The sequence below is a fragment of the Chitinimonas violaceus genome (assembly GCF_052601015.1).
The window spans coordinates 1-13,279 of sequence record NZ_JBQXDJ010000051.1; the positions used below are offsets into that span (position 1 = coordinate 1).

General features: G+C 54.8%; 12 protein-coding genes. 4 read left to right on the forward strand and 8 right to left on the reverse strand.

Annotated elements, in window-relative coordinates:
• Window positions 1-641: 641 nt before the first annotated feature.
• From ACUHMQ_RS15460 to ACUHMQ_RS15470, 3 genes are all read right to left on the reverse strand, one after another.
• A complete protein-coding gene (locus tag ACUHMQ_RS15460) occupies window positions 642-2,825 on the reverse strand; it encodes a site-specific integrase (RefSeq protein WP_445296360.1) in 2,184 nt (727 codons plus the stop codon).
• Window positions 2,826-3,450: 625 nt separating this feature from the next.
• Window positions 3,451-4,002 carry a hypothetical protein gene (locus ACUHMQ_RS15465; protein ID WP_445296361.1) on the reverse strand — a complete coding sequence of 184 codons (552 nt, stop codon included), beginning with the start codon at window positions 4,000-4,002 and terminating at the stop codon, window positions 3,451-3,453.
• Window positions 3,999-5,354 carry a site-specific integrase gene (locus tag ACUHMQ_RS15470; RefSeq protein ID WP_445296362.1) on the reverse strand — a complete coding sequence of 452 codons (1,356 nt, stop codon included), beginning with the start codon at window positions 5,352-5,354 and terminating at the stop codon, window positions 3,999-4,001. The genes ACUHMQ_RS15465 and ACUHMQ_RS15470 overlap by 4 nt, the downstream gene beginning before the upstream one ends.
• A gap of 81 nt (window positions 5,355-5,435) precedes the next feature.
• On the opposite strand from ACUHMQ_RS15470, the gene ACUHMQ_RS15475 reads away from it, so the two are divergent.
• The 3 genes from ACUHMQ_RS15475 (at window position 5,436) to ACUHMQ_RS15485 (ending at window position 6,811) form a co-directional block, all read left to right on the forward strand.
• Window positions 5,436-6,089, forward strand: coding sequence for a DNA polymerase thumb domain-containing protein (locus ACUHMQ_RS15475; protein ID WP_445296363.1), 654 nt, complete (start codon window positions 5,436-5,438; stop codon window positions 6,087-6,089).
• Complete coding sequence (locus tag ACUHMQ_RS15480; protein ID WP_445296364.1) at window positions 6,082-6,585, forward strand: DNA-deoxyinosine glycosylase; 504 nt, start codon at window positions 6,082-6,084, stop codon at window positions 6,583-6,585. Before ACUHMQ_RS15475 ends, ACUHMQ_RS15480 begins: the two co-directional genes overlap by 8 nt.
• 70 nt (window positions 6,586-6,655) lie before the next feature.
• Window positions 6,656-6,811, forward strand: coding sequence for a DUF3149 domain-containing protein (locus ACUHMQ_RS15485; protein ID WP_445296365.1), 156 nt, complete (start codon window positions 6,656-6,658; stop codon window positions 6,809-6,811).
• Between the two features lie 25 nt (window positions 6,812-6,836).
• On the opposite strand, the gene ccoS is transcribed toward ACUHMQ_RS15485, so the two are convergent.
• From ccoS to ACUHMQ_RS15505, 4 genes are all read right to left on the reverse strand, one after another.
• Window positions 6,837-6,998 carry a cbb3-type cytochrome oxidase assembly protein CcoS gene (ccoS, locus tag ACUHMQ_RS15490; RefSeq protein ID WP_445296366.1) on the reverse strand — a complete coding sequence of 54 codons (162 nt, stop codon included), beginning with the start codon at window positions 6,996-6,998 and terminating at the stop codon, window positions 6,837-6,839.
• A gap of 5 nt (window positions 6,999-7,003) precedes the next feature.
• A complete protein-coding gene (locus ACUHMQ_RS15495) occupies window positions 7,004-9,463 on the reverse strand; it encodes a heavy metal translocating P-type ATPase (protein ID WP_445296367.1) in 2,460 nt (819 codons plus the stop codon).
• A 90-nt stretch (window positions 9,464-9,553) separates the two neighbouring features.
• On the reverse strand, window positions 9,554-10,000 hold the full coding sequence (locus ACUHMQ_RS15500) for a YiiD C-terminal domain-containing protein (RefSeq protein WP_445296368.1): 447 nt from the start codon (window positions 9,998-10,000) through the stop codon (window positions 9,554-9,556).
• A gap of 107 nt (window positions 10,001-10,107) precedes the next feature.
• Window positions 10,108-11,526, reverse strand: coding sequence for a DEAD/DEAH box helicase (locus ACUHMQ_RS15505; protein ID WP_445296369.1), 1,419 nt, complete (start codon window positions 11,524-11,526; stop codon window positions 10,108-10,110).
• Between the two features lie 175 nt (window positions 11,527-11,701).
• On the opposite strand from ACUHMQ_RS15505, the gene prmB reads away from it, so the two are divergent.
• A complete protein-coding gene (gene prmB / locus ACUHMQ_RS15510) occupies window positions 11,702-12,607 on the forward strand; it encodes a 50S ribosomal protein L3 N(5)-glutamine methyltransferase (protein ID WP_445296383.1) in 906 nt (301 codons plus the stop codon).
• Window positions 12,608-12,693: 86 nt separating this feature from the next.
• Here the strand turns inward: prmB and ACUHMQ_RS15515 are convergent, their stop codons facing one another.
• Window positions 12,694-13,239 (reverse strand): adenine phosphoribosyltransferase, encoded by a 546-nt coding sequence (locus tag ACUHMQ_RS15515; protein WP_445296370.1) that lies wholly within the window; start codon window positions 13,237-13,239, stop codon window positions 12,694-12,696.
• Between the last annotated feature and the right edge of the window lie 40 nt (window positions 13,240-13,279).

The window sequence follows — 13,279 nt, forward strand, 5'->3', positions numbered from 1 at the left end:
CACCATCGGTTACTAAGCTCAATCGGCTACGTGCCACCAGCAGAAGCGGAGACAGCTTATTACCGACAGCTAAACGAGCAGGCACAGTTCGCCTGTCTCTAACAACTGAGCCTCCACGAAAACCGGGTGGATTCAACCTGTAGCTGACGTTCATGCGGGAACGGAATTGAATCATTTATCTCAAGGACTGAGCACCTAGTGACAAGGGTAGTTGCATCCGGAGAATTTCATCACGGAGTGTCGCATTTTCTCTTTCCAACCCTGCCATATTCCGCTCCACCATCAAAATGTGCGCAATAAGCGCCATTCGGGAATTTCGAACCAGCCGGGCCGCCCTCCGCAGTTCAGGCTCAGTGGGTGGCGACGACATAAAATCACCCAGTTTCTTTGCACGGGTCTTTACCCTGGTTCGTGATGGCAGCGCCCCTCGATACAGTACAAGGCATTGTGGATTGCGCAGAATGGTTGATGTTGCAATCCGTCGTCCAGTGTCCGTAAATGCTGCAGAAACCTCGACAAGCCTTTGGAGCGTCACCGCTTCACCTTGCTCCTGCAAGAAGTGAATCGACTTTTGTACGGTGCAGACACTGCGCGCAGCCCGAGCTGCCTGACAGCCGAGTAAGCCAGCGTATGCTGCAACATTAGATTGTCTGTTCATCGTCAAAACTACCTTTGCCAACCGAATGCAATATAACCGGTGCTGCCATCGCTTGGTCGGCCTGCTCAATTAGCTCCATTTCAGCCAGCGTTTCTTCACAATTAGCGATGATCTGCATCGCTTTGCGCTGTTCTGCTCGCAAATGTTGTTTCTCTGCAATCTCTGCCAACTGCGTATAGGCAGCCTTGAATTCGATCACCTGTGCTCGCCGAGAGGGATCCGGTGCATGTCCAGCACACCCCATGCAAGAGAATGCCACGGGACATTGGTTGGCCACCGTGCAATGCCCACCTAGCACCGGCACCAGCGCCCCAACTGTCTCAAGTGCCGTCTCTACTCGTCGACGTATCTGCGCTGGAGCACGGATATGGGCACGGGACATATCTTCACGGGACTCGAAGATTCGACGCTGTAGGTCAATTAGCATGTTCGCCGAAGGTTGCGAATAGTAATCAGTAACAGCAACGTCCTTCTGCTTGAGCAATAGTGCAATAACATCCACCGGCACCTCCAATGCCCGCATTTCCGTGGCAAAACCATGGCGGAACAGATGAGATGTCAAGGCGAATGGCTCACCTGCCGCTGTCCTGAGCGGCACGCCGGACAGCAAGAAGCTAATGGCACAGTTAACCTGCCTAGTATCAAGCTGCCTACCATCGAACTGCCATAGATAAGGGGCCGGCTGCAATTTACCGGCGAATCCACGGTCCGGTGGGATCACATGCGTCGGCTGGCTGACATCGCGCAGAAAGGACCACCACGCGTGCAAAGCACGCACACAGCGGTCATCAATGAAGAACGGTTCTTCTGCCGTCCGCCCTTTTGGGGTGGCCCAAAATGCGTTAACTTCATGCCCTTCCGAGAGACGGACCCGAACGAGCTTATCCTTGACCAATCGGATCTGCAGAAATTCGTGTACGCGTGCACCTGTCTTGGTAAAAATCTGCAACGCGGCATGGCCAATCAAGGCTTGCTTGTACCACTCATCCACTGGCAAGAATAGCTGACCAAGTTTGGCTTCCAGCTTAACCAGCCAATTCCTTATAGGAAATGGCCAGTATTCCAATCGTGCCAAATAAGCACGAGTGCTCCAACCTGACTCCTCCGCAGATCTAAAAAACCAACCGTACTCTGCAAGACTATCAGGACTACGTAACGCAGGAAGCTTGTAACCAAGCAAATATATCTTCTCGTCACCGACAAAATCCTGCAGGCTTCTCGAGTTGGCGTACATGGCTGCAATTGTTGGGAATGCAACCAAAGCTTGCTCATACAACGCACGCGGTGTCCAAATATTAAAGTGGCGTAAAACTGGCGTAATACGATTACTTTCGCTTATCTCCTCATCGGCGTATTTAAATGCCATAGGCAGCCGCGTACCGGACTGTTGACACTGCGCTACGGCGGTACGAAATGCCGTACGCAACCGAGAAAGCTGAATCTGGCGGCGCTCGGCCACATCGCGCAGTACATAAAATTTGGCATGGACCGCATCTGTGCGATCCTTGCGCCGCCGCTTTGCCGCGTCCCTAACCTCTGAATACTGACTGGATTGCGTCCAGAAACGACTGTCGCTTACCTTGCGCAACGTGAAGGGCATCAGTACCGCCCGCTGTGCGGCGGTTAGACTGCTCAAATAGTCATCCTGCAGACGGATTAATCGAAAATAAGCCTGCATCATGTCAAGCCGGGAAGACGGCGATGATTCAGGAACGATATCACCACGAAAGTAGGCGGGGTAAAAGTAGTCAGGATCGATATCATGCAGATCACAATTCAGCTGCTGCAAGCAACGATCCATCTGACGGAAATAAGCAAGATTATTGAGCCGATTGGTGTCGACAATCGCCAGTAAGAAAAAGGCTGTATTGCGTAACTCAGGCCACTGCAACCCAAGCAGCAAGCGCAGCATGCGTATTGTCAGCGGCTGACCTGTACCGTTGAGCTCTAGGAAGGTCATAGGCAAATGATGCAGCGGCAGGGGAATCAATGCCAGCACGTCGCCTAATGCTACCGGCTTCCAGCTTAAACGTCGCTCCACGACTTGCCCAGTCCCGCTAGCCCATTGCTCAAGCGCACGCCGAATCGCAATATGACTGCTGCCTGTTTCTGCCTGCACCCCTGAGGCACTGGGTACTGTGCCACTACGGCACATCTCCTCGATCACTAATCTGAGCCTCAGAGTATTTAGATCATTTCGCTGGCGACTATTGCGAAGAGAATGTTGAAACGTGCAGAACAAAGTCATCCAACAGACGTAGCTTTCCTTATCGGTAACCGGCATTGCCAAGAGTTCTTCGGCGACCCCTTGCATGTATACCTTGGACCACTGTGAGACGGTACTCGTGCTGCATCCCAGGGCCTTCGCCACGTCGCGCAGGGCAAAAGGTTCTCCCAATGTTCTACGTCGATCCAATTCCCCGAATATCACATCCTTGTTATTGCCATCAAACTCCATTCCTTCAGGCAGACCAAACGGACGCGGCTTGTGACTTATCAGCAGCGGCTGGATCGTAAGACCAGTTTGTTCTTCCCAGCGTACAAGCGACTTTCTCAGTGCGGCTGGCGAACCCCTAACCACAGCAAAAACAGTTGAAAAAGCAACTCTTCCCCACAACGCCCGGACATATTCAATCGACAAGAATCGATATCTTTCTAACAACGCTTCGCCAAGCAAGATAGTCCGCTGTCGTGACTACGGTCCGTTCAAGCAGATCACTGGCTACCCCTTCGGCCTTGACCCGAATATACGATATCGCTGTGTTGCGACAGCATTGCGCCAGGAAAGCGACCTACCCGCAGCGAATTTCGAGCCCAACCCTCCCCTGTAGCGAACGAATGGCTTGTTCAACACGCGTGCCACAATCGCCCACCTTCTTGCTACCGAGCCTGGTCCGCACTACTTTCAACCCCGTTCCGGCTTCCCAGTCTGCGATAGACTGATTCAACAAGTCTCGGTTTGTCCCGGGAATACGATTAACCAAGACCCGGAGGTAAACTAGGCCACTTTCCCGATATTCATCCTCGATGGTCAATTTGCGATAGCGCTGAGCCAGTACCGTGCCCTCGGGTTTACAGCGCCATTGCCCAGCAAGCGCAAGATACTCGTTGCACCAGCGCAGATAAGCTGCATGATCGTCTACAGGACGGGAAAGCAAAGCATCGCGACGTGCCACAAGCCAACGTGCAGCATGTCTGTTCACCGAATGTCCGTTGATGCCTACGACTTGCGCGCACTGACTGGTTCGGAATGGAATGCCGCCTAGGCAACAGTACTCAATGTAGTTAAGAATGTGGGGGGTGTAACGGGTCTCGAAAGCCTCCCATTGTTCTCGCGGGTTCATGGGCCCGTCATTTCATCAAGCAACAACTGAATACTGTCAACAGCGGCACGAGTAAGCCTTGTTTGCTTAGCCCGAACTTGCTGAGCCTCTGACTGGCGTTGCTCCAAGTGCCGATGGATCACCGCAGCCATTTCCGGCAAAGACATCCCTCGGATTGCTTGGTCATACACCGGCAACATGTCACTACGCCAAGCCATCAGCTGGCGCAGTCGAGCCCGCAGCATCTGCAATTCTGAGTCGTTGCTCGCCTGGGACTGGCAAGCGTGGATCGCCATGGTAACGTACCAATGACGGATCTGATGTAGCCGTAACTTCAGGCCGGCGGCTTTCATCGCAGGCGACCAATAGTCACGCCGGAAATGGGCTGGTGCCAATGCGGTGCCCTGGCAAGTCAAGAACAAGGGCATCTTGGCCAGCACCTGGATCGGTTGCCGGACGATATCGGCAAATGTATGTTGCTCCGGGTCCAGCGACACACGCTCAGTGTCGACGTATTCCTGCAGAAGCTTTACCGTTCCTTCTGCGAGAAACAAGCGCTTGACCCGGCGTCCGTGGCTACCCTTACTAGCCGAAGCCAGACTCGTTCGAAATCCTCCCTCGGCCCAGTCCGCCAAAGTCAAACCACAAGCTTCGTGGATACGGCATCCTGTATCGAGTAGAACCCTAACCAACGTACGCTCTCTTAGCCTCCACCCAAAGCGCATTCCCGCCGTCATCACAGTCTCGACCAATACCGGATTATCCAGTAGGACTGGATGCCAGCCTCCGTCGCGCAAGCGAAAATAAGCCGAAGACATCCGCCCCCAACGTAATCCGTCTACGCCGCTATCTGCGGGCATGGGATAGCGGCCATTCTTAGCTCGAAACTGCAGATGTGCCTCAGTACGGGCCTTGGCAATCAGTTCGCGGGCAAAATCGCCCTCCATCGGGTTGCCACCTGGGTACAGATTTTCAGCCTGCAGCAACGCATAAAACGACCGCAGAGCAGCCAACAGCCTGCCTAGCCGCCGGTGGGTTGACCACGTCGGTTCCACATGAACCGTCTGAAACCCTAGCTTGTCACGATGTAGGGATACGACGCATTTCATTTCGCTGCGCAGAAAAAATGTCACCATTGCCCGGACTGTTAGTGGCTCTCCGAGCAAGGACCATTGTTGTCTGCGTGCAATTGGAGAATCTGCAAGCCACGATGCGAAATCAAGTACGCTGCCGGTATAGGCCTGCGCAGTCAGTAGCGAGTGTCGTGCTGATGCGCCACAGGCATACAGTGTCAATGCAGCGTGGGGCAACCCCTGCCCGTTGACGACATGTAGGGGGAAATCTCCCGCAGACTTGAGGATACGGTAGCCCATAATCTTGCTCCTACGTATAGGTGCAAATAGCCACCGTGTAGTTCCATGCTGACTATGCCTTTTGGAAGAAATAACCTCTCTATGCAGTACTATGCAAAGGTCGCCAGCGATTGGAACAAACCCGATGGCCAATTCGTTGTTCATCCGCGCGATGCAGATGCCTTTGTGGCTACGCTACCGGTAGACAAGCTGTTCGGTGTCGGAAAAGTCACCGCTGCAAAACTCAAATCCTTAGGGGCACAATCCTGCGCGGACTTGCGTGCTTGGCCTTTACCCAAGCTGGTGCAACACTTCGGCCGATTTGGACAACGACTGTTCGAGTTATGCCGCGGCATCGACAACCGCCCTGTCATTAACGATCACCCGCGTAAGTCGTTGTCAGTCGAAACCACCTATGCCCACGATCTGACTGACTGGGCCAGCTGCCTAAAAGAGTTACAGCCTTTGATTGACGACCTATACGCCCGCCAGCAACGCTCGGCTGACACCGGCAGACCGCACAAGACCTTTGTGAAGATCCGGTTTGACGACTTTAGCCATACCACGGTCGAATGCGTTTGCAGCAACCCCAATGCCGCGATATGGACGCAACTGCTCAGCGAAGGCTGGCAGCCACGCAGTCGCCCGGTACGACTACTGGGGGTAGGCTTTCGCTATGAAGAAGAAACCCATCTTACCGGTTTGCAGCTGGGCCTCTTTGATACGCCAGAATCAGAAATTGACGCGCATGACTGAACGAAAACGCTGCTTTCCACCCGTTGTCGATGCCAATACACGGGTGCTGCTACTGGGCAGCCTGCCAGGTGAAGCCTCGTTAAAAGCTGGCCGCTACTACGCACATCCGCAAAACCGCTGCTGGCACCTGCTGGGTGATGTACTCAGAGTGTCTTTGGCAGAGCAGGACTATGAAACCCGCCTCAAATCCCTGTTGGCGCATGGTGTGGGTTTGTGGGATGTCATTGCCGAAGCGGAACGCCCCGGCAGTCTCGATGCCGCCATCCGTAATCAGGCACATAACGACTTGCAACAGTTGGTCAATCGCCTACCCAAGCTCCAAACCATAGCCTTCAATGGCGGCACCGCAGCACGTGTAGGCCGACGTCTGCTTACAAACATTGCGCAACCGCTCGAACTGTTCGACCTCCCCTCCTCTAGTCCGGCATACACATTGGCCTATGCCGAAAAGCTCACACGGTGGAAGGTATTGGCAGACAAGTTACATCAGCATTGATATTGATCAAAATCAATGGACAAACAAAGGAGTGTAATGGCCCCAAGTATTTCACTACTTGGAGACCATCATGAATGTCGCGCTGACCGAGCTCCTCACTACCGATATTGGTATTCTCAGTCTGTTCACCATCACCTTTATTATCGGCATGGCCAGCTACATCGGCTGGTATGTACGCAAGCATGTATTAGCAGAAGAAGCGCAGCGGCAAACACAGAAGCATTGAAGCCATATCGTGAAATGGGGAGAACCTATTCGTCGTCCACAGTAGACTTATCATCATCCTGCAAGATACGGTGACCTGGCCCGTCCAGGTCATCAAACTGACCGGAACGACCGGCCCACCAGAACAAAGCGCCGATAATGCCGGCGATAAGTACCGACAGCGGGATTAAGAGGTAAAGACTTTCCATCGGCGTCATTCTCCCCGCTTTTGTCCAGGCTTGCCTGTCCCTGCCAAACGGACGGCATTAAGCACCACCAGCAAAGAACTCCCCGCCATACCCAGGCTCGCCAGCCACGGCGTTACCCAACCGACCAGTGCCATGGGCAAGGCCACAAGGTTGTAACCCAACGCCCAGACCAGATTCTGGCGGATGACACGGCGGGTCTGCCTGGCTAGCCGCCAACCTTCAGCAATCGCCTGTAAACCGCCAACCAGTACCAAATCACCCGCAGCTTGTGCAACCTCGGTGCCACCACCTACCGCAATCGACACATCTGCCACCGCCAATACCGGCGCATCATTAATCCCGTCGCCAACCATCAGCACCTTACGTCCGTTCGACTGTAGTTGCTGTACGTAAGCGAGCTTATCGGCTGGCAGTGCACCAGCTTGCCAACTGGCGATACCCAGCTGTCTCGCCACCGCTTCTACCGGCCCTGATGCATCACCACTCAGCAAGTGGCAGTGCATACCTGTCAGCTCGGCCAATAATGCCTGGGCTTCGGGTTTAATCTTGTCGCCCAGAGCAAAAGCCGCCAACCAAGTGTCTTCACTGGCCAAGCAAACGACGGTTTCCTCGGTATGCCAGCCCACCAAAGTTTCTGGTTGCGGCATACGGCAAAATTCAGCCACAAAGTCTGGTCGACCCAAGCGTAGACACTGCCCCGCCACGATGGCTTCAACCCCACCACCCGGATGATTGCAATAGTCGCTTACAGATAGTTGAGCCGCCTCACGGTCTTCTCGCAATGCCCAGGCAATAGGGTGTTCGGACGCGGCTTCCAGCAGTGCGGCCAGTGCGTGTAACTCCGCAACAGGCTGAGTATTGAAGGACAAGATATCCAATAATTGAGGCCGGCCAAAAGTCAACGTACCGGTTTTGTCGAATACCACATCGGTCACGCCTGCCAAGACTTCCAAGGCATGGCCACGGGTGACCAGCAAACCCGTGCGGGCAAGCCTACCTGTAGCAGCCGTCAAGGCAGCCGGGGTAGCCAGCGACAAAGCACAGGGGCAAGAAATCACCAGTACCGCCACCGTAATGGGCAACGCGTGGCTTGGGTCATACCAGTGCCAGAATAAATACGCCCCGGCAGCCACAACCAACAACGCCGCCACAAACCAAGCCGCGATCCCATCCGCAAGCTGGGCCAGTGCTGGTTTTTCTGTCAGGGCACGATCAAGCAACCGCACAATGCCGGCCAACCGGGTTTCCTGACCAAGCTGGGTCACTTGGATAAGCAGTGGCGCATCCAGATTCACTGCCCCACCAATCAGCGTATCCCCAACCTGCTTGGACACCGAACGGGACTCACCGGTCAATAAAGCCTCATCCGCCTGACCTTGCCCCTCCAATACCGTGGCATCTGCCGGGTAGGTTTCACCGGGTTTTACCAACAGCACATCACCGAGGCGGAGCTGCCCAACCGGGGTTTCACTGGTAGTACGGTCCGCGGGCCAAGCATCCAACCGATGCGCAAAGGCCGGGATGAGTTTGACCAGCGATTCGGCTGCAGCGCCGGCTTTACGCCGCGCCATCCCTTCCAGATAACGGCCACCCAGCAACAGAAAGACGAACATGGAAACCGAATCGAAATAGACTTCGCCACGACCTGTAAACGTGGCATGGCAACTGGCAAGGAAAGCGGCCCAGACGCCTATCACCACCGGGGCATCCATGCCCACGCGACCACGCTTTAAGTCGCGCCACATGCCAATATGGAACATCTGGCAGGCATAGAGCACCACTGGCAGGGTCAGCACCAGGCTGCCCCATTGCATCAGGCCAAGCCAGTCCGCACTGATCTCGCCCGGCGCAGTGATATAAGTCGGGTAGGCGAACATCATCACCTGCATCATACTCAGCCCGGCCACCCACAGCCGCGTCAAAGCACGACGCCGTTCACGCTGGTGCAATACATCCTGCCGTTCAGCGTCGTAAGGATGGGCGCGATAACCGATCGCAGCCACGGCAGACAAAATCTGCGAGAGCTGTACACGACGGCTATCCCACCTTACCCGTGCACGATGCGTCGTATAGTTGATGCTGGCTTCCAACACCCCAGGCAGACGCATCAGTTGGCGCTCGTTGAGCCAGATACATGCCGCGCAGCTGATGCCCTCCAGAATCAGCGCTGCTTCCCGCACCTCATCAGGCTCGATCTTGACGAAGCTGGCCTGCAGCTCAGGCGCATCGTAAAGCTGCATCTGCTGCAAAAGCTCATCGGGTAAAGGTGATGCGCGATCAGCCGGTTTCTCACGTTGCTCGTAATAGCTGGCCAAGCCCGATTGAATAATGGTCTGGGCCACAGCCTGACAACCCGCGCAGCAATTGGCACGGGCTTCCTGGCGATAGATGACGGGGTATCGGGGTGGGTTGAGATCGGCTTGGGCAACCGTCTCGCCACAGTGAAAGCAGGACTCGGCAGACATATTCGTATTCTACCGCTCACCAACTCAATCACCCGGTTTATCGAAACCAAGGTTGACCGCTTCATGTCAACGCTATGCTAGCTGGCTGATCTAGCCACGCTTTGCCACATAATCTGCTTGGAAGCGCGCCACAAGCTCATCCTCGCAAACCATCTCTACTTTTACTGCCAACCGCGCCAACCCACGCCTTTCAAACTGGCGCAGGAAACGCTGTAACGCTTCAGGCTCCTGTGGCTGAGATATGGCGGAGAAAGCAGACCGTACCGGTAATAGATAGTCAGTCTCCCCATGCTGGATCACGATCTCGGCTTCTGCACCCAAGCCGGCCAAGTCAAGCAGACGCTGGGTTTCAACCCAACCTGCCAGCGTGGCCAGGGTAGCCAGACTACCGCCAAACACAGTGCCTTTATCATTCACATTAGGGGCCAGTGGCGCAGTGAGGCGAACCCTACCGTCATCGATGATTTGAGCACTTACCTGCATCGCCCGTGAAAGCGGAATATTGTTATACAGCAGGGCTTGCCAGTCTTTTTGCATTGACAGTTCCATCCCCCATTCGTGACTTTGAACGGCCTATGAACCCTGACTACAGCTGCTCGTAACAGATAATGAAAAAAGGCGCGCTGTTGGCACGCCTTTTTAGGTTACTGCTTTGGCACCGGATAACGCGGCGGCAGCAACAGCGCTGGCAACTCGCGCACCACCTCCCGAGTACGATGAAAGTGATGGATGTTGCCAACCACGCGCCCACCCAAAACAGCCTCACTACTACGCCGACGGCCTTCCACCAATGGTGTTTCCACCTGTTCAATCACACGCCGACCGGTTTCGCGATGTGCACGCGGTTCACGCGCGGCTCTAGGCTCATACGATTCACGGTATTCATGCGATGTACCTTGGCTGCGGTCACGGCTTCGCCCGTAGTCCACTACGCCCGGCACTTCGGTCAATGCCAAAGGCTTGTTGGTCAGCTTACGCACCAACCCTAGTGCCTTGTCCTCTTCCGGGCTGACCAGGGAAATAGCAATGCCTGTTGCGCCGGCACGACCAGTACGGCCAATACGGTGGACATAATCCTCCGGATTTGTCGGCATTTCGAAATTCACCACGAAAGGCAATTCCGATACATCAAGACCACGTGCAGCCACATCGGTCGCGACCAAAACACGCAGCGTGCCTTCCTTGAATGCCGCCAGCGTTTCAAGGCGCGACTGTTGGCTACGATCGCCATGGATAGCTTCGCAATTAAACCCATCGCGCTTGAGTTCACGCGCCAAACGCTCGGCCATCAACTTGGTGCGGGTGAAGACGATCACCTGGGGCATATCGTGATGGCGAATCAAATGCGCCAACACACGGCGTTTATTGCCTACCTCCGCCTGGTGAATATGCTGTTCAACCGACTCATTGGTAGCGTTACGTCGGGCAACCTCAATGGTCTCGGGCGTACGCATGAAGTCTTCTGCCAGTTTTTTGATTTCCGGCGCAAAGGTGGCAGAAAACAGCAAGGTCTGCCGGCCCGCAGGCAACAAGCTCAGTATCTTGCGGATGTCCAGAATGAAGCCCATGTCCAACATACGGTCGGCTTCATCAAGCACCAGCATCTCGACCTGGGATAGATTGATCGTGTTGTTCTGCACATGGTCGAGCAGTCGGCCAGGAGTCGCGACCACAACCTCCGCACCCTTGCGAAGAATTTCGATCTGCGGCTTCATATCCACCCCACCAAATACGGCAACCGCGCGCAGTGGCAGGTATTTGCTGTAGGTCACCACGCTATCATAGACCTGGTCGCACAATTCCCGCGTCGGCGTCAGAATCAACGCACGCACCGGGTGACGGGCAGGTGAAGCGCTGGTGTTGGCATAGGGTTGCAGCTTATGCAGCAGCGGCAAAGTGAAAGCAGCCGTCTTGCCGGTGCCTGTCTGGGCACCAGCCATCACATCACGACCGGACAAAACAACGGGTATAGCGCGGGCCTGCACCGGCGTTGGATCGGTATAGCCTGAATCAAGTACAGCGCGCAGGATCTCGGCATGCAAACCGAGGCTGTCGAAAGACATGCGGGTGATTCTCCAAGACAAAAACGGGCGTAGTCGCCCGTGAGGTTCGCACTATACGCCGGAAGGCCAATACTGCAAACCTAAGCTGCGAATTTCAAAGGATATTCCCTTTCAAAACGGCGGTTGCACCACGCTCCGGTAAAATGCCGGCTTTATGCCCTTTTCCTTGCCCACTATGTTCAATGCTGCGCCAAACCACCTTTTGACCCTACGCGATCTACTTCGTTTTGCGGTATCGCGTTTTAATGAGGCCGGCCTTTTTTTTGGCCATGGCAATACTGACGCCTGGAATGAGGCTGTTTATCTGGTTCTACACCGTCTTAACCTGCCGCTTGATCAACTTGAGCCTTTCCTTGATGCCCGACTGATTCCCGTTGAAATAAAGCAGGTGCTGGAGCTGATCGAAGCGCGGGTTACCACGCGCAAACCTGCCGCATATCTCACCAACGAAGCGTGGCTTGGCGCTTACCGCTTTTATGTGGACGAGCGCGTGATCGTGCCACGTTCGTTTATCGCCGAACTGCTGCCAGAAGCGCTTGAGCCCTGGATTGAATACCCAGAGCTCATACATAGCGCGCTTGACCTTTGCACAGGTTCCGGTTGCCTGGCGATTCTATTGGCTGAGCACTACCCCGATGCCGAAGTCGACGCGATCGATCTTTCTCCTGAAGCACTGGAAGTTGCCGCAATCAATGTAGCCGAATACGGTCTTGAAACACGCGTACAGCTGGTGGAATCAAATCTGCTCGAAGCCGTGGAAGGAAAAACCTACGACCTGATTGTTTCCAATCCACCTTATGTCGATGCGCCCTCTGTCGCCATGCTGCCCGACGAATACTTGCACGAACCCGAACTGGCGTTAGGCAGCGGCGAGGACGGCCTGGACGCTACCCGGTTGATCATCGAAAACGCCAGCCGCTTCCTGACCCCGCACGGCATACTGGTTGTAGAAATTGGCCACAACCGTGAGGTACTGGAACCCCAGTACCCTGAACTGGCGTTTACCTGGCTGGAAACCAGCAACGGTGATGGGTTTGTTTTCCTGCTCACGCGTGAGCAATTGATCGATGCGGGTCTTTGAAAAACGCTACCGGCAATCAGAAGCGGGGCAATTGCCCCGCCTTCTTTACAATCAAAGTCCTAATCAGCAAGATCGTAAGCAGACTCTTAGTGCCCTGCAAAATCACAGACAGTGAAAAGCGGAATCCCCTGCTGCTGAACCAGCTTGGAACCGCCCAGTTCCGGCAGGTCGACAATCGCAGCAGCTTCAATCACCTCACCACCCAGTTTGCGTACCAACTTGGCTGCCGCGATCATCGTGCCGCCCGTGGCGACCAAGTCGTCGATCAACAATACGCGCTGACCTGGCTTGATAGCATCGGAATGCAACTCCACCGTTGCCGACCCATACTCGAGCTCGTACTCCTCAGCCACGGTATGGAATGGCAACTTGCCTTTTTTACGCACCGGCACAAAACCACGGTTCAGCTCATACGCAATTACTGAACCCAGAATAAAGCCGCGTGCATCTACTCCAGCCACCACGTCAATCTGCTGATCCATATAGCGATGTACAAAGCAGTCTACCAACACCCTGAAGCTTTTGGGGTCTTGCAGCAGCGGTGTGATATCACGGAACTGCACCCCTGGCTGCGGCCAATCCGGCACAGTACGAATGCGATCACGGATATAGGCGGTAGGATCAAGCTGCATGGTGCAATCTTCCAAAGCAAAGGGGCAAAGGCACTCCGCC